The sequence below is a fragment of the Streptomyces sp. SAS_270 genome, from assembly GCF_052543295.1.
Window position 1 is genome coordinate 1 of record NZ_JBMNDS010000043.1, and the last position, 16292, is coordinate 16292.

The following is a 16292-nucleotide window of genomic DNA, read 5'->3' on the forward strand; positions in this document are numbered from 1 at the left end:
GGCGTCGACGAGGTGTTTGAAGTCGTCGGGGGTGCCCAGGCGGGCGGTGGGGGCGTAGAAGCCGGTGACCTGGTAGCCCCAGGAGCCGCCGAAGGGGTGCTCGGCGACCGGCATCAGTTCGACGTGGGTGAAGCCCAGGTCGGCGACGTAGGCGGGCAGTTGATCCGCGAGCTGTCGGTACGTCAGGCCTGGTCGCCAGGACGGCAGATGGACCTCGTAGACGGAGAACGGCGCCTCGTGCACCGGGCGGCCCGCCCGCCGGTCCATCCAGTCCTCGTCCCGCCATTCGTAGGAAGAGGCGGACCGCGTGACGATGGATGCGGTCGCCGGAGGCACTTCCGTGCGACGGGCCATCGGGTCGGCGCGCAGGGTGTGGCTGCCGTCGGGGCGGGTGATGTCGAACTTGTAGAGCGTCCCCTCCCCGATGCCGGGCAGAAAGAGCTCCCATACGCCGGTCGAGCCGAGGGAGCGCATCGGATGGGCGGTCCCGTCCCAGTGGCAGAACTCCCCGCAGACCCTGACTCCTTGGGCGTTCGGCGCCCACACGGTGAAGCGGGTGCCCCTAACGCCGTCGTGGATCATCGGATGGGCGCCCAGGGCCCGCCACAGTTCCTCGTGCCTGCCCTCTCCGATCAGATGCAGGTCGAGTTCGCCCAGGGCGGGCAGGAAGCGGTACGGGTCCTGCACTTCGTGCTCGTCGTCCCCGTACGTCACCAGCAGCGTGTAGTCCGGGATCGCGTCCAGCGGCAGTACACCGGAGAAGAGACCGTCACCCGTGTCGGCGAGCTCGCTCCGCTGTCCGTCGACCACCACGGCCACGGCGCGTGCCCACGGACGCAGCGCGCGGAACAGCACACCGCCCGCGATCAGGTGCGCGCCGAGCAGGGCGTGCGGATCGTGGTGAGCGCCCTCCAGCAGGCGCCTGCGGTCTGTCGGCTCCAGGGCGTCCGGCCGGTTGGGAGCGCGCTTGGCGGCAGGCGCGGCAGACACAGCAGACGCGTTCGGTGAAGCGGTGCGCCGTACGCCAACGGCGGTGGTGCGTGCTGCCACGGCTTCGGCCTCCTCTGGTGGTGAACGGATGTGGGCGGATGGTGGGCGGCCCTTGGCCGGACCACGTCGGTATCACGTATGTTCGGCGAGCCGTCCGACCGCCGCCATCGGGACGGGCAGCCATTCGGGGCGGTGTCGTGCCTCGTAGAGCACCTCGTACACGGCCCTGTCGGTCTCGTATGCGCGCAGCAGCCCGGGTTCCTCGCGTGGATCCCAGTGCGCTGCCGAGGCATAGCCGGCGCAGAAGGCCTCCCGGCAGCGATACGCCCATTGGGGGTGCCAGGGGTGACGGGAGCGTGCCGCGTAGTCGAAGGAGCGCAGCATGCCCGCGACATCGCGTACGGGGGACTGGGTGCGGCGGCGTTCCGCGAGTGGGCGGGCCGGTTCGCCTTCGAAGTCGATGACGAACCACTGCTGTCCGGCGCGCAGCATCTGGCCGAGATGGAGGTCGCCGTGGATCCTCTGCGCGGGACGGGAGACGCCGAGCGCCGCGACTGCTTCGAAAGCGCCCCGCAACCGGAGCGCGTACGGCTCGAGCTCTGCGACAGCACGCGCGGTGGCGTCGAGGCGTTCACTCATCTCGGCAGCAAGTGCCCGAGTCTGGCGTTGCGTTGGAACGTCGCAAGGGAAGGACGAGGCGAGCGCACGATGCACTTCGGCGGTGGCCTGTCCCAAGGCGTAGGCCTGGTCATCGAACTCCTCGCCTGCGGCGAGTGAGTCGAGCGCCAGGGTCCAGCCGTCCTCGGCGTCGGGCAGGAACGGCTGCAGCACGCCGAGCGTCGCCTCCTGCGGCTGCGAGGTGCGAAACCACGCCGCCGGAGCGGGCACGCGGGTGCATCCCTGCCGGGCCAGCACCCAGGGCACTTCCAGATCCGGGTTGATGCCGGGCTGGACGCGACGGAACACCTTGAGAATGAACGAATCGCCGTACACCAGTGAGGTGTTCGTCTGCTCGGTGTCGAGGAGACGGGGGGTGAGGCCGGCGGGCACGGTCACTCGTGCGTCGCGTTCGAAGCGCAGGGGGCCGACCGATCCCGCACTGCGCAGCCGCTCCAGGAGCAGCCCTGCCGCAGTGGGGTCGTGCAGGGCGTCGTACACGACCATCTCGTTCAACGGACCGGAGCTCAGGCGGCCGATGAAGGCGGGAGCGAGACGAGGCGGCAGCATCTCCCTTACGCCGAGAAGCAGTTGATAGCAGTCGTCGGCTGCGGGCGTGGCAGGATCATCGGGCGTGGGCGGGCCGAGGTGTTCGGTGCGGACCAGAAGGTGCAGGCAGCCGGGGGAGAGCTCGGTACTGGTCAGGACGGTCAGTCCGGTGATGCCCCGCCCCTTGCCCGCGAACCAGCGCTGTCGCGGCAGCCACTCCCGCAACAGCTCGACGAGCGAGGCCGAGGGCAGGGCGGCGAGGCCCTGACCGTACGCCCGCTGCAACGCGGTCTTCGGCATGGCGCGCGTCCTTTCAGGCTGGGGGCGGAGGCATCGTCGACGATCACGTGGCGGGTGGGCCTCCGCTCCGCGGTGAGCTGTCGACGGCGAGGACGTGAGCGCCACCCGGCCGCAGACGCACGTAGTTGGCCCGGCCCCAGTGATAGGTCTCGCCGGTGAGTTCGTCGCGCACCGGCACGGACTCGTCTGGCTCCAGGCCGAGTTGGGCCATGTCCAACGAGACCGTGGCCTCCTGGGTGTGGTGGGGGTCGAGGTTGACCACCATCACGACGGTGTCCGCGTCTGTGCGCTTGCTGTAGACGATCAGCGCCTCGTTGTCGGCATCATGGAAGTGGAGGTTCCTGAGGGCGTGCAGGGCGCGGTGGTCCCGTCTGATCCGGTTGAGCTCCGTGATCAGCGGCGCGATGGTCAGGCCCTCGCGCTCGGCCGACTCCCAGTCGCGTGGCCGCAGTTGGTACTTCTCGGAGTGCAGGTACTCCTCGCTGCCCTCGCGCAGGGCACGGTTCTCGCAGAGTTCGAAGCCGCTGTACACGCCCCACGTCGGAGACAGGGTGGCCGCGAGCACCGCCCGCAGCTCGAAGGCGGGACGCCCGCCGTGCTGCAGGAACTCGTGGAGGATGTCGGGGGTGTTGACGAAGAAGTTGGGCCGCATGTACGCGGCCGCCTCGCCCGACAGCTCGGTCAGGTAGTCGGTCAGCTCCTGCTTGGTGTTGCGCCAGGTGAAGTAGGTGTACGACTGCTGGAAGCCGATCGCCGCGAGGGTGTGCATCATCGCGGGCCGGGTGAACGCCTCGGCGAGGAAGATCACGTCGGGGTCGGTGCGGTTGATGTCCGCGATGACCTTCTCCCAGAACACCACCGGTTTGGTGTGCGGGTTGTCCACGCGGAAGATCCGCACACCGTGGGACATCCAGTGCCGCAGGATGCGCACGGTCTCCTCGATCAGGCCCGGCATGTCCTCGTCGAAGGCGATCGGGTAGATGTCCTGGTACTTCTTGGGCGGGTTCTCCGCGTAGGCGATCGTGCCGTCGGCGCGGTGGTGGAACCACTCCGGGTGCTTGTGCACCCAGGGGTGGTCGGGGGAGCACTGGAGGGCGAAGTCGAGGGCGATCTCCAGGCCCTCGGCATGTGCCCGTCGTACGAAGGCGTCGAAGTCGTCGATCGTGCCCAGGTCGGGGTGGATCGCGTCGTGTCCGCCCTCCGGGGAGCCGATCGCCCAGGGCACCCCGACGTCGTACGGGCCGGGGGAGAGGGTGTTGTTGCGGCCCTTGCGGAAGGTGGTGCCGATGGGGTGGATCGGGGGCAGGTACAGCACGTCGAAGCCCATCGCGGCGACCGCGGGCAGCCGCTCGGCGGCCGTGCGGAAGGTGCCGCTGACCGGCGGCTTGCCCTCCTCGACCACGGCCCCTTCGGAACGCGGGAAGAACTCGTACCAGGCGCCGTACAACGCCCGCTCACGTTCCACCAGCAGAGGCATCGGCGCCGAGCGGGTGAGCCGTTCGCGCAGCGGGCGTTCCGCGAGGGCGCTGGTCACCTCGGGCGTGAGGGCGGCTGCGAGACGGTCCGCCGGCGGCAGGGAGTCGTCGCCGAGGGCGCGCGCCGCGGCCTGCACCGCCGACCGCTTCGCCGGGTTCGGTACGCCGGCGGCGGCGCGCTCGTGCAGGGCTGCGCCCTCCTCCAGCATGAGCCCGGTGTCGACACCGGCCGGGACCTTGATCCCGGCGGCGTGACGCCAGGCGGTGACCGGGTCGCTCCACGCCTCCACCTGGTACGTCCATCGGCCGGCCGTTTCCGGTGTGACGTCGGCGCCCCAGCGGTCGCTGCCCGGTGCGAGTTCCCGCATCGGGGTCCAGGGGCCGGGGCGGCCGTCCGGGTCACGCAGGACGACGTTCGCGGCGACCGCGTCGTGCCCCTCGCCGAAGAGCGTGGCGGTCACGCGGAAGGTCTCACCGGCGACGGCCTTCGCCGGGCGTCCGCCGCACTCGACGACGGGATGGACCTCAACGATCGGGATACGGCCACTGATCCGGTCTGCCTTCATGTGCTTCGCCTCCGTCGTCCTCGAATCCGTCGTCGTCGACCTCGCTCGTGCCGGGAGAGCTTGCGGTCACCCCCGCGTCGGCGCGGCCCGGTGCCTCGCAGGGATCATCCGTGACCGCCGACGACGGTGCCGCAGGCCCCGCCGCCCTGCATTCGGACGGGCGAGGCCGAGTTCCCACGGAGGTAGTGCTCGGCGGCGTCCGCCGCCTCCCGTGCGCAGCGCTTCCCCATCAGGACGCACAGCGTGTATCCCGTGTTCTCGAAGTAGCCCCGCACCGTGTGGTCGGTGGGGGCTGCGAGCAGCAGGCGTTCCCAGGCCCGGTAACGCTCCAGATGTCTGGCGACCTCGGGTTTGGCAGGCAGCAGCATCGTGCTGGTCACCTTCCCACTCTCTCGGGTGCGCACGGTTGGCCGGGACGGTCCGCGGCGGTCGCGCACGGAGGGCACCCGCGGGTGACCGCGGGCGAACCTTTCACTCATGGTGCCCGCGCGGACACCGAGTGTCCTGTTGGATCTTGAACGGGGGGATGATCCGTGCGCGCCGCTCTCGTGTTGCACGAATGGAGTAGCCCTTGCACCCTGGGACTGACTCAGGAGCGATCACCGCTCACGCTTCGTGTTCGGGGCTCGGCCCGCAAGGGCGAGAACGAAGCGGGAGCTTCGCCAGCGAGGAGCCAACGACAATGAAAGCAGTGCCCTGCTACTACTACCTCGACGTGGAGGTCAGCCCGGAGCGGGTCGGGCAGGTCAGGCGCATCCTGGCCGCCCATCTCCGCTACTGGAACCTGGACACGCTCGTCGAGCCCGTCGGCCACTGTGCCGAAGCGTTGCTGCACACGATCGACGAGCACGCGCCGGACAAGAACACGACCATCGAGATGTGGTGGAACGGCCAGCACCTGATCACGGCCGTGTCCGACAACGACCAGGACATCGGCCCGCACTACGCCCCGCAGGGCTGCCTGGCGCAGATCGCGGCGCTGAGCGACGGCTGGGGGTGCTGTGCCACCGGCGCCGGAGGAAAGATCATCTGGTTCTCCTGGCGTGCCCGTGCCGCGGAACGTGCTCCGCTGGTCCCTGCCGTGCCCGTCCCCAGTCTGCGGGAGGCACGCCGGACGCCTTGTCTGCTGCCGGAACCGGCTCTGACCCGTCCGGACGGGTCGGGCTCCCTCGTCGGCGTGGCGTCGAACGCCGACGGCTGACGGCAACCCGCCGCGAGGCGGCGAGGTACAGCATTGGGCCACGCCCGCTCCGGCGGGCTTGCCCCGATGCTGTTCTCCGGCGTCGACACCAAGTGCCCGCCCAACGGCCGTCCGGTCACCCGGACACGGTCTCCCGGTGGGGCCGGCCGCGCGAGACGACGCGCATGCCGGACTCGTCGACCACGCGGACCTGAAGGGAACCGCAGCCGCAGCGGATCCACGCCGTGTGGCCCGTGGCGGTGGAGTGGCGGGACACCACGGTGAAGGGGTCGGCGCGGTCCGGCCATCCGCAGTAGGGGCAGGTTTCGGTGCTCGTGCCGCTGGTGGTGGTCATCGGGCACTCCTTCGGTGGCAGGGACGGGCTGAGCGTCGCGACACAACCAGGGTGGATCCGAGCCACCGTGTACGTCCAGGTTGACTTTGTGGATCCGACCTTGAAGCCTGGGCTTCATGATTGACCTGCGCCGACTTCATGTCCTGCGAGCGGTCGACCACTACGGCACCGTCACCGCCGCCGCCCAAGCCATGCATTTCACGCCGTCCGCGGCCTCGCAGCAGATCCGCCAACTCGCCCGGGACCTGGGCGTCCAGCTGCTGGAACCCCACGGTCGCGGCGTGCGGCTCACCCCGGCCGCGCACAGCCTCCTCGCACACGCCGATGCGATCCAGGTCCGCTGGGAGGAGGCCGAACTCGACCTGCGGGCCGACCACGGAGCCCCCGCCGGACTGCTGCGGGTGAGCGGGTTCCCCATGGCCGTCTCGGTGCTTCTCGCCCCGATGGCCGCCCACCTGCGCAAACGCCACCCACGGCTGACGGTCAGGATCCAGGAAGCGCCGGTCCTGGAGAGCTTCGACCTTCTCTTCGAAGGGGAGATCGATCTCGCGGTCGTCGATGTCACCCCGTACAACCCACCGCTCAGTGACGCCCGCTTCGATCAACAGCCGCTCCTGGACGACCCGTACGACCTGGTCGTGCCCGACACCCACCACCTGGCGGGGCTCGCGCGCGTCGACCTCGCGGAAGCCGCTCGCGAGGAGTGGATCGCCCCCGTGCCGGAAAGCCCCTGCCGTCCGCACGTGCTGTCCGCGTGCGGTGCCGCCGGTTTCACGCCCGACATCGTCCACCACGCCCTGGACTGGAACGTCACCGCCCACCTGGTCGCCCACGGACTCGGCGTCGCCCTGATCCCCCGTCTCGCCCACCTCGCACCCCACCTGCCGATCAGCCGTGTCCCCTGCACGGGCGACCCGCACCGCAAACTCCTCTCCTGCACGCGCAGCGCCGGCCGTCGGCGCCCCGCCGTCGCGGCCGCGCTGCGGGAGCTGCACGACCTCGCGCCGACAGCGGTGGCCTGAGCGCGTCGCGTGCCAGAATTGCGCCGTGGATGGGGGGATCCTCGAACGCGATGAGGAGCTCGGACAACTGGCTGCCGCCGCAAGGAAAGCGGCCGATGGCGCCGGATCGGTCGCGCTTGTCTTCGGAGAGGCCGGAATCGGCAAGTCCAGCCTGGTGAAGGCCCTGCCGGAGGTCCTTCCCCCCGATGTACGCGTGCTGCTGGGAGAGTGCGACGACCTGGCGACCCGGCGACCGCTCGGCCCCTTCCGCGACCTCGTCGGCAGCGTCGGTACGGAGCTGGCCCGCGCGCTCACCGAGGGCGGCGACCGCCATCGGGTCTACGACGCCCTGCGCGCGGAGCTGAACAGGGCCCCGCACCCGGCGGTACTCGTCGTCGAGGACGTCCACTGGGCCGACGAGGCATCGCTGGACGCCCTCCGCTTCCTGGTCCGCCGGGTCGAACGGCTGCCGGCCGTCCTGGTACTGACGTACAGGGACGACGAGTTGAGCCGTGAGCACCCCCTGCACCATCTGCTCGGCATGGTCTCCCGGGCGGAGCGCGTGCACCGCTTTCCGCTCTCCCGGCTCTCCCCCGATGCCGTCCGCAGCCTGAGCGCGGCCAGCCGGCTGGATCCGGACCAGGTGTACGAGGTGACCTCGGGCAACCCCTTCTTCGTCACCGAAGTACTGGCGGCCGGCGGCACCGGCGGCGTACCGCCGACCGTGGTCGACGCCGTACTGTCCCGGCTGCGCACACTCGACGACGGCACGCGGGACGCACTGGAGCAGCTCGCCGTGGTGCCGTCCGCGGTCGAACACCGGTTGGTCGACGCACTGTTGCCGGCCGGTGTGGCCGCGCTGACCGCGGCGGAGCAGCGCGGGCTGCTGGTCGTGACGCCGGAGCGCGCGGGATTCCGGCACGAGCTGATCCGTCGTGCCGTCGCCGACTCGCTGCCCGCCGCTCGCCGTATCGAGCTGAACAGGCATGTGCTCGCCGCCCTCGTCGCCCTGCCGGGAGCCGACTCCTCGCGGATCGTCCACCACGCGGCGCAGGCGGGCGACCTGGACGCCATCGCGCGCTACGGGCCCGACGCGGCCCGCGACGCATCGCGCGCCGGAGCGCACCGCGAGTCAGCCGCCCACCTGCGGCTGGTCCTGCGCCGGCGCGAGCGGTTCGCCCCGGCCGAACTCGCCGACCTGCTGGAGCAGTACGCCGTGGAGAGCTACACCATCGCCGACTCCGGGGCCGCCGTCACCGCCGAGCGGGAGGCGGTCGCGCTGCGCCGGTCCCTGGGCGACACCCGGGCACTCGGCGCCGATCTGCGCTGGCTCTCCAGGATCCACTGGTGGGCCGGTGACGCCGAACAGGCGCGGGAGGCAGCCCGGGAGGCGATCACCGTCCTGGAGCCGGCGGGCGACGACCGGCTGCTCGCGCTCGCCCTCAGCAACACCTCCCAGCTCCACATGCTCTCCGACCGGCACACACAGGCCATCGCGTTCGGCGAGCGCGCCATCGCGCTCGCCCGGCGCGCGGGCGACATGGGAATCCTCGCGCACGCCCTGAACAACGTCGGCTCCTCCCGCTGGCACAGCGGCGATCCGCTGGGACGCGCCCAGGTGGAGGAGAGCCTGAAGGTGGCACTGGCAGCCGGTGAGGTCGAACACGCCTGCAGGGCCTACGCCAACATCATCTGGACGCTGCTCGAACGGCTGGAGTACACCGAGGCGGACCGCTTCCTCGCACCGGCGGTGGAACTGGCGGACCGCGCCGAACACCTGGGCTTCCTGAGCTACCTCAACGTCGAGATGGCCATGCGCCGACTCGCCGCCGCGGACTGGGAGGACGCCGAGCGATACGCGGAGGCCGGTGCGCACGACTTCGTGCCCGCCCGCTGCCCGGCCCTGACGGTACTGGCCCGGGTGCGGGTGCGCCGCGGCCGAAGCGGCGGCGACGAACTGCTCGCACAGGCGTGGGAGATCGCCGTGCGCAGCCGCGAACTCCAGCGCACCGCACCCGTCGCCGGGGCCCGCGCCGAGGCGGCCTGGCTGCGCGGCGACCACCTCGCGGTCACCGAGGCCGCCGGACCGGTGTACGCGGAGGCGCGCCGGCTGGCCGCCGTACCGGCGCGGGCGGAACTCGGCTACTGGCTCGCGAAAGCCGGTCACCCGGTGCCGGCGGACGACTCGCAGCACCCGTACGCCCTGCAGGCAGCGGGGCACTGGCGCGAGGCGGCCCACGCCTGGAAGGCGGCCGGCTGCCCCTACGAGCATGCCGCCGCGCTCGCCGAGAGCCCGGACCCGGCCGACAAGCTCACCGCGCTCGCCGCACTGGACGCGCTGGGCGCGGAGCCGCTTGCCCGCCTGATCCGTGCGGAGCTGCGCGGCCTCGGTGTACGCCGGATCCCGCGCGGCCCGCTCGCGGCGACCCGGGAGAACCCCGCCGGTCTCACCGAACGCCAGCTCCAGGTCATCCGGCTGCTCGCGCAGGGGCTGACCAATCCGGAGATCGCCGACCGGCTGGTGGTCTCCGTGCGCACCGTCGACAACCACGTCTCCGCGGTGCTGGACAAACTCGGCGTGCACACCCGTCGTCAGGCCGCCGCGCGCGCCGACGAACTGGGCCTGCTGCCGCGCCGGTGACGGGCGGGCAGCCGTGAGGCGGAAGGGGGGACGGGACGGCCGAAAGGTAGGTAGCCGAAGGCGGCGAGCTGGGTGACGGGCACGGATATCTGCGTACGGGAATCCGGCTAGAACAGGCGTATCGGACTCATCGGCGGGACGGACGCCGGGGACACGGACACAGGAGCCCCGAGCGCCGCCCCAGACACGGGGGATGCTCATGTCCATCACACCGGCACAGGCGGCACGCCAGGAACTGACCGGATTCGAGGGGAAGCTGACCGGTCCGGAGGACTCCGGGTACGACGAGGCCCGCGCCATCTACAACGCCATGATCGACCGACGGCCCGCGCTGGTGGCGAGCTGCACCAACGGCAAGGACGTCGCACACGCCGTCGCCTTCGCCCGCGACCGCGGTCTGCCGCTCGCCGTGCGCGGCGGCGGCCACCACGGAGCGGGCCTGGGCTCCTGCGACGACGGCGTGGTCATCGACCTGTCCCCGCTCAAGGACGTACAGGTGGACCCCGAGGCGCGGACGGTGCGCGTCGGCGGCGGCTGCGTGTGGGGCGAGGTCGACCGCGCCACCCACGAACACGGACTGGCCACGCCCAGCGGCATCATCTCCACGACCGGCGTCGGGGGCCTGACCCTCGGCGGCGGCATCGGCCATCTCGCCCGCACCTACGGACTCACCGTCGACAACCTCCTGGAGGCCGACCTGGTGCTGGCCGACGGCGAGCAGGTGCGCGCGAGCGCCGACGAGAACACCGACCTGTACTGGGCGATCCGCGGGGGCGGCGGCAACTTCGGTGTCGCGACCTCCTTCCGGTTCCGGCTGCACGAGCTGAGCACGGTCGTGGCCGGCCCCACCTTCTGGCCCGTCGAACTCGGCGCCGAAGTCCTCACCGCCTACCGCGACTTCATCCCGCACGCGCCCCGCGAACTGAACGGCTTCTTCCTGTTCGGCTCCGTCCCGCCGGCCCCTCCGTTCCCCGAGGAACTGCACCTGCGCAAGATCTGCGGCGTCGTCTGGTGCTGCGCCGGGGCGGATCCGGACGCGGCGGCCCGTGCGATGGCCCCCCTCCTCGACGCCCTGCCCGCGCCCCTGCTGCACGGCCCCGCGCCCATGCCGCACCCCACGATCCAGTCCGCGTTCGACGGGCTCTACCCGCCCGGCGACCAGTGGTACTGGCGAGCGGACTTCGTCAACGAGATCCCCGCCGACGCCGTCGACCGACACGCCAAGTTCGGCGCCGAACTGCCGACCTGGAAATCGACCATGCACCTGTACCCGATCGACGGCGCCGTCCACGACCACGGGCCGACCGACACCGCCTGGAGCTACCGCGACGCCCGCTGGGCATCCGTCTTCGCGGGCGTCGACGCCGACCCGGCCAACGCCGAGTTGATCAAACGGTGGTGCGTCGACTACTTCGAGGCACTGCACCCCTTCTCGGCGGGCGGGGCGTACGTGAACATGATGATGGACGAGGGCCAGGAGCGTGTACGGGCCAGCTACCGCGACAACTACGCCCGCCTCTCCCGTATCAAGGCCGACCGCGACCCGGACAACCTGTTCCGCCTCAACCAGAACATCCAACCGGCACAGCGGGCCTGATCCGCACTCGTCCGGCGCCGGCGAACGTGATGTGCAGCACGCGTGGGACCGGCGCCGGACACCGCGGAGAAGGGTTCTGGCTGCGCACGGCTTGATCGACGATCTAGCAGGGGAAAATCCCTGGCCACGGCACCTTCCATCCATTTGACACTTCGTTGAGCGCCCAGATAGGAAGCAGCTCTCTGAAGTCGAGAGGTGGATTGTGTACGAGCCGAATGTGACCGGGGACTGGCAGGAGTACGACGAGCATGCCGGCCTGCGCGTTCGCGTTCACGGCTTGGAGCCCGCGCAACCCCCGCGAGGACGCGACGACGCCGCCGAGGGGCTGAGCTACTTCCGCTTCCGCGTGACCGTCGAGAACCGCGCCGCCGAGCACTTCGGCATCCACCTCGAGGACGGACAGATCGACGTCCGTATCGGAGCCGACGGCGAGAGCGCGTTGCTCGACTGGCGGAACTCCCAGTTCATCGAGGGCTTCGACCTCTACCCGCTGCGCCGGGTCACCGCCGTGGTCTACGCGGCGGGCGCGGATGCCTGTCTGACCCAGGTGGACATCCAGATCGTGCTGAAGGTCGACGACGAGTGGACCGACCGCTACCTCTGGTCCGGCGCCATCGGCCTGGACCCCGAGGGCCCCGACGCCCCCTCCGGCGCGGCCCGGGAGAGCCTCGCGTGCCAGGTCAGCAACTTCCTGCGGGGAGAGGAAGCGGGGCCGGGGGCGGCCTGAGGGGATGCCCCCGACCGCCCGCCCGGCCCGGCCCCGAGCGGAGCCGCTAGCCTTCGCGCAGCGGCGCCAATGCCGTCAGGGTGCCGTTCGCCCGGCCCAGCGCCCGTTCCAGAGTGACGGGGGAGTGCAGGACACCCGTGCCGTCGGGCGGGATGAGCCACTCCAGGAACCGTGCCTGCCGGTACGGTGGCGGTACGGCGACCCAGGCGCCCTTGCCCGCGTGGCGCAGGCCCGCGCCGACCCAGTGGCTCGCGGGGTCCGGCGGCAGGAAGAATCCGACTCGATTGGCCGCGGTGTCCACCAGGGTGGGTCCGGGCACCTGGAGCGGCTCCTGCCACAGGACGTCGAGGGTGAGCAGACCGAGCTGATCGGGAACACTCAGCACGTCCCAGTACCGTCCGGCCTCCAGGAGCACGGTGCCGTTGCCCTGGTCCCACGCGCGCTTGCAGGCCCGCGGGTCCGAAGCGGCCGCGGCGAGCCACTCCACGCCTTGCATCCACAGCGAGTTCGTCATGTCGATCTCCTGAGGGTCATAGCTCCGCCGTGCCAGGTGCAGGGGAGAGTTCGGCCGGGCGCTGACCGGCGGATTTCCGCAGGTCGGCCCTGGCATATGCATGCTTGTAGATATTTCTATGCGGCGGAAGGGGTGGCGCGGCCTGGCGTTTTGGATGCGGTGTTCCTGGCCCCGACCCGAGCTGCGGCGACCCGGGCCACGAGGGCAGGAACCTGCGGCACGGCACTAGGAACCTTCAGGCCCGCTCGCTACCCTCCGCCGCATGATTGCCACAGTGGTCTGGGGCACCGGCAACGTCGGCCGCGCGGCCATTCGCGCCGTCGAGGCCCATCCGGCGCTGAAACTCGCGGACGTGATCGTCCACGACCCGGAGAAGGTCGGCCGCGACGCGGGAGACCTCGCCGGACTCGGCCACGGCCTGGGCATAGCGGCGAGCGACGACGTCGACGCGGTCCTGGGCGCGGGCCCCCGTGCCGTGGTCTACGCGGCCTCCGGCGACATCCGCCCCGACGAGGCACTCGCCGACATCACCAGGGCCGTCCGGTCCGGCGCCGTTGTCGTCACCCCCGCCCTGTACGCGCTCTACGACCAGCGCAACGCTCCCGCGGAGTTCAGTGAACCGGTGCTCGATGCCATCGCGGACGGCGGCGGCTCCCTGTTCGTCTCCGGCGTGGACCCCGGCTGGGGCAACGATGTGCTGCCCCTGCTGGTCAGCGGACTCGGCACCACCATCGATGCGATCCGCTGCCAGGAGATCTTCGACTACTCCACCTACGACCAGGAGGACTCGGTCCGCAACCTGGTCGGCATGGGCCTGCCGATGGACCACGAGCCGCTGATGCTCGCCCCGTCGATCCCCACCATGGTGTGGGGCGGGCAGATACGGCTGATGGCCCGGGCCCTCGGCGCCGAACTCGACGACATCCGCGAGACCGTGCAACGCCGCGCACTGGAGACGACCGTGACCACCCGGACGATGGGCGAGTTCGCCGCGGGCACCCAGGGCGCGGTGCGGTTCGAGGTGCAGGGCATCGTCGACGGCGAACCCCGCATCGTCATCGAGCACGTCACCCGCATCCACGCCTCCTGCGCCCCGGACTGGCCCACGCCGCCCGACGGCGGCGACGGAGCACACCGCGTGATCATCGAGGGCCGGCCGCGCATCGAGGTCACGGTCGAGGCCACCGACGAGGGCGAGAACCGCTCCGCGGGCGGCAACGCGACCGCGGTCGGCCGGCTGGTCGGTGCCATCGACTGGCTCGTGGACGCGGAACCCGGACTCTACGACGCGCTCGACGTCCCGCTGCGCCCCGCAGTCGGCAGACTCGGAAGGAAGCAACGATGAACATCGACATCCCCGAGGGCCAGGAACCGATCGGCTATGTGTGGGGCGAGATGGTGCCCGGCATCGGCATGGCCGCCGCGAACTTCTCGCTGTCGGTGTACGAGCACACGACCCTGGGGCTGCGCGAGTTCGAGGCCGCACGGCTGCGCATCGCACAGATCAACGGCTGTCTCTTCTGCCTCGACTGGCGCACCGAGCGCGACGGGCAGAAGGTCGAGGAGCAGTTCGCCGAAGCGGTCACCGAGTGGCGCACCACCGAGGACTTCGACGACCGCACCCGGCTGGCCGCCGAGTACGCCGAGCGGTACGCCCTGGACCACCACGGGCTCGACGACGCGTTCTGGGCGCGGATGACCGCGCACTACAGCCAGCGCGAGATCGTGGAGCTGAGCATGAGCATCGGTTCCTGGCTGGCGTTCGGCCGCCTCAACCATGTGCTGGGCCTCGACGCCGTCTGCGTACTGCCGGCGCACTGAGCCGTCCGCGTGCTCCGAGGCGTCGAGTCGGCTGTGCACTGCCGGCGCAGAGGGGTGCCGTACGTGCGGGAGGCGCTCCCGGTCGCCTCCCACGGATACCTGCCGCGTCAGGTCATCGCTACAGGTCGGCGGCGATGATCGCTTCGATGTTCCGTTCGGCGAGCGCGGTGATGGTGACGAACGGGTTGACGCTGGTGTTGCCGGGGATCAGGGAGCCGTCGATGACGTACAGGCCGGAATGGCCCCGGAGACGGCCGTAGTTGTCGGTGGCCTTGTTCAGGACCGCGCCACCGAGCGGGTGGTACGTGAGGTGGTCGCCCCAGATCTTGTAGGTGCCGAAGAGATCGGTGCGGTAGATCGTCCCCTCCTTCGCGTTGATCTTGTCGAAGATGGTCTTGGCCATGTCGATGGCCGGCTGCTTCCATGCCGTCTGCCAGTCCAGGTCGACAGCGGCGGTCGCGCTGTTCCAGGAGAACTGGGCGCGGTTCGGGTTCTTGGTGATGGACAGGTAGAACGAGGCGTAGGTCTCGATGCCGGTGGGCAGCGGTGCGATCTCGGAGAAGGCGCCGCCGGCCGCCCAGTTGTCGATGCCGGAGCAGGGGATGCTCGACTGGAGTGCACCGGTGGGGTCCCACATGTGGTTGGCGCGGCCGCACATGACGTTGCCGTTGTCGCCCCAGCCCTTGCCGACCTCGCTGTTGAGGGCGGGCAGGGCGCCGGTGGCCTTGAGCTTGACCAGGAGCTTGCTGGTGCCGATGCTTCCGGCGGCGAAGAACACCTTGTCCGCGGTGACGGTCTTGGTGGCGGTGGTTGCGCCGCTGGTGCTGAGCTGGTCGATGACGACGGTGTAGCCGCCGCCGGTCGCGGGGGAGACCGAAGTGACCTGGTGCAGCGGGGAGATGGTGACCTTGCCGGTGGCCCCGGCCCGGGCGAGGTAGGTCTTCTGGAGTGACTTCTTGCCATAGTTGTTGCCGTACAGGATCTCGCCGGCCAGCGCCGACTTGGGGACGGTGCCGGCCGCCTCCTGCTCCATGTAGTCCCAGTCGTATACGTCGGGCACGAAGACGAAGGGGAAGCCGGAGCGCTGGGCCTGCTTGCGGCCGACCCGGGCGTACTGGTAGCAGTCGGCCGTCTCGAACCAGGCGGGGTCGACGGTGGCGACGCCCAGTCCGGCGTTGGCCCGCGGGTAGTAGGTGCCGTACATCTCGTCGGCGTTGACCGACGGGAGGATGGCGCCGAAGTTCTCCCGCTTGGGGGTGACGGCCATGCCGCCGTTGACCAGGGAGCCGCCGCCGACGCCGCGGCCCTGGTAGACGAGGATCCCGCCGAACTGCTCCGCGTCCAGGATCCCGGTGTAGCGGGGGATGTCCTTGTCGATCGGGAAGCCGAGGAAGTTGCTGATGGGCTGCTTGGTTCTGGTCCGCAGCCAGTAGGACCGGTAGTCGGGGCTGGTCGTGTTGGCGAAGATCTTGCCGTCCGAACCGGGGGTGTCCCAGGCCATGCCCATCTCGACCATCTGCACGTCGACGCCGGCCTCGGCGAGCCGCAGGGCGGCGACCGAACCGCCGTACCCGGTGCCGATCACCAGGACGGGGACATGAGCCCCGGAGTCGAGGGAAGCGGCCGCGGCGACCGCCGTCCTCGGGGCCGCCGTGGCGCGGCCGGCGAGAGCCACGGCTCCAAGAATAGAACCAGTTCCTGTGATGAATCTTCGACGTGATACACCGTCAGAACCCTTGTCGTGCACGGTAATGCCACTCATGTGACGCTCCTCACTCTCGACAGAGTGAGAACAAGTTCTACTGTTGCTTGCTTGTTAAGTCACTACATACCTCAAGGTAACTTGTGGTTGATCGCTGGGCGGGCCTGCACAGGACGACCGTGCCTGAGTACGCGTACTCAGGCCGAATGCGTCGTTT

Annotated in this window: 14 protein-coding genes; 7 read left to right on the forward strand and 7 right to left on the reverse strand. The window is 70.5% G+C overall.

What is annotated here, in order from left to right:
* The 4 genes from ACN6LB_RS26010 to ACN6LB_RS26025 form a co-directional block, all read right to left on the reverse strand.
* The coding region (locus ACN6LB_RS26010; protein ID WP_445028088.1) for a GlgB N-terminal domain-containing protein at nucleotides 1–990 on the reverse strand (990 nt) is incomplete at its 3' end.
* Between the two features lie 132 nt (nucleotides 991–1122).
* Nucleotides 1123–2496, reverse strand: coding sequence for a maltokinase N-terminal cap-like domain-containing protein (locus ACN6LB_RS26015; protein WP_445028034.1), 1374 nt, complete (start codon nucleotides 2494–2496; stop codon nucleotides 1123–1125).
* A gap of 43 nt (nucleotides 2497–2539) precedes the next feature.
* Nucleotides 2540–4537 (reverse strand): maltotransferase domain-containing protein, encoded by a 1998-nt coding sequence (locus tag ACN6LB_RS26020; protein WP_445028035.1) that lies wholly within the window; start codon nucleotides 4535–4537, stop codon nucleotides 2540–2542.
* 104 nt (nucleotides 4538–4641) lie between these two features.
* Nucleotides 4642–4917, reverse strand: coding sequence for a DUF5133 domain-containing protein (locus ACN6LB_RS26025; protein WP_445028036.1), 276 nt, complete (start codon nucleotides 4915–4917; stop codon nucleotides 4642–4644).
* A gap of 302 nt (nucleotides 4918–5219) precedes the next feature.
* On the opposite strand from ACN6LB_RS26025, the gene ACN6LB_RS26030 reads away from it, so the two are divergent.
* The gene (locus tag ACN6LB_RS26030) at nucleotides 5220–5738 is read left to right on the forward strand and encodes a pep a2 (RefSeq protein ID WP_445028037.1); all 519 of its coding nucleotides are present in this window, start codon (nucleotides 5220–5222) and stop codon (nucleotides 5736–5738) included.
* Nucleotides 5739–5853: 115 nt separating this feature from the next.
* On the opposite strand, the gene ACN6LB_RS26035 is transcribed toward ACN6LB_RS26030, so the two are convergent.
* Complete coding sequence (locus tag ACN6LB_RS26035; protein ID WP_445028038.1) at nucleotides 5854–6072, reverse strand: hypothetical protein; 219 nt, start codon at nucleotides 6070–6072, stop codon at nucleotides 5854–5856.
* A 116-nt stretch (nucleotides 6073–6188) separates the two neighbouring features.
* Between ACN6LB_RS26035 and ACN6LB_RS26040 the strand changes: the two genes are divergently transcribed.
* From ACN6LB_RS26040 to ACN6LB_RS26055, 4 genes are all read left to right on the forward strand, one after another.
* Complete coding sequence (locus ACN6LB_RS26040; RefSeq protein ID WP_445028039.1) at nucleotides 6189–7094, forward strand: LysR family transcriptional regulator; 906 nt, start codon at nucleotides 6189–6191, stop codon at nucleotides 7092–7094.
* A gap of 25 nt (nucleotides 7095–7119) precedes the next feature.
* Nucleotides 7120–9714 (forward strand): ATP-binding protein, encoded by a 2595-nt coding sequence (locus ACN6LB_RS26045; RefSeq protein ID WP_445028040.1) that lies wholly within the window; start codon nucleotides 7120–7122, stop codon nucleotides 9712–9714.
* 199 nt (nucleotides 9715–9913) lie between these two features.
* A complete protein-coding gene (locus ACN6LB_RS26050) occupies nucleotides 9914–11311 on the forward strand; it encodes an FAD-binding oxidoreductase (RefSeq protein WP_445028041.1) in 1398 nt (465 codons plus the stop codon).
* A gap of 202 nt (nucleotides 11312–11513) precedes the next feature.
* Entirely contained in the window at nucleotides 11514–12038 is a 525-nt protein-coding gene (locus ACN6LB_RS26055; protein ID WP_445028042.1) for a hypothetical protein, read from the forward strand.
* A 46-nt stretch (nucleotides 12039–12084) separates the two neighbouring features.
* On the opposite strand, the gene ACN6LB_RS26060 is transcribed toward ACN6LB_RS26055, so the two are convergent.
* Nucleotides 12085–12552 (reverse strand): hypothetical protein, encoded by a 468-nt coding sequence (locus tag ACN6LB_RS26060; protein WP_356142654.1) that lies wholly within the window; start codon nucleotides 12550–12552, stop codon nucleotides 12085–12087.
* Between the two features lie 262 nt (nucleotides 12553–12814).
* On the opposite strand from ACN6LB_RS26060, the gene ACN6LB_RS26065 reads away from it, so the two are divergent.
* Together ACN6LB_RS26065 and ACN6LB_RS26070 are read left to right on the forward strand one after the other, a co-directional pair.
* A complete protein-coding gene (locus ACN6LB_RS26065) occupies nucleotides 12815–13897 on the forward strand; it encodes an NAD(P)H-dependent amine dehydrogenase family protein (RefSeq protein ID WP_445028043.1) in 1083 nt (360 codons plus the stop codon).
* Nucleotides 13894–14373: a carboxymuconolactone decarboxylase family protein gene (locus ACN6LB_RS26070; protein WP_445028044.1), complete on the forward strand. Its 480-nt coding sequence runs from the start codon at nucleotides 13894–13896 to the stop codon at nucleotides 14371–14373. The genes ACN6LB_RS26065 and ACN6LB_RS26070 overlap by 4 nt, the downstream gene beginning before the upstream one ends.
* A 118-nt stretch (nucleotides 14374–14491) precedes the next feature.
* Here the strand turns inward: ACN6LB_RS26070 and ACN6LB_RS26075 are convergent, their stop codons facing one another.
* Complete coding sequence (locus ACN6LB_RS26075) at nucleotides 14492–16135, reverse strand: GMC oxidoreductase (RefSeq protein WP_445028045.1); 1644 nt, start codon at nucleotides 16133–16135, stop codon at nucleotides 14492–14494.
* Nucleotides 16136–16292: the final 157 nt, after the last annotated feature.

Bases quoted from the DNA above. Each gene is read 5' to 3' on its own strand.
- ACN6LB_RS26015 (WP_445028034.1), bottom strand. From the start codon at position 2,496: ATGCCGAAGACCGCGTTGCAGCGGGCGTACGGTCAGGGCCTCGCCGCC.
- ACN6LB_RS26020 (WP_445028035.1), bottom strand. From the start codon at position 4,537: ATGAAGGCAGACCGGATCAGTGGCCGTATCCCGATCGTTGAGGTCCAT.
- ACN6LB_RS26030 (WP_445028037.1), top strand. From the start codon at position 5,220: ATGAAAGCAGTGCCCTGCTACTACTACCTCGACGTGGAGGTCAGCCCG.
- ACN6LB_RS26035 (WP_445028038.1), bottom strand. From the start codon at position 6,072: ATGACCACCACCAGCGGCACGAGCACCGAAACCTGCCCCTACTGCGGA.
- ACN6LB_RS26040 (WP_445028039.1), top strand. From the start codon at position 6,189: ATGATTGACCTGCGCCGACTTCATGTCCTGCGAGCGGTCGACCACTAC.
- ACN6LB_RS26050 (WP_445028041.1), top strand. From the start codon at position 9,914: ATGTCCATCACACCGGCACAGGCGGCACGCCAGGAACTGACCGGATTC.
- ACN6LB_RS26060 (WP_356142654.1), bottom strand. From the start codon at position 12,552: ATGACGAACTCGCTGTGGATGCAAGGCGTGGAGTGGCTCGCCGCGGCC.
- ACN6LB_RS26065 (WP_445028043.1), top strand. From the start codon at position 12,815: ATGATTGCCACAGTGGTCTGGGGCACCGGCAACGTCGGCCGCGCGGCC.
- ACN6LB_RS26070 (WP_445028044.1), top strand. From the start codon at position 13,894: ATGAACATCGACATCCCCGAGGGCCAGGAACCGATCGGCTATGTGTGG.
- ACN6LB_RS26075 (WP_445028045.1), bottom strand. From the start codon at position 16,135: ATGAGTGGCATTACCGTGCACGACAAGGGTTCTGACGGTGTATCACGT.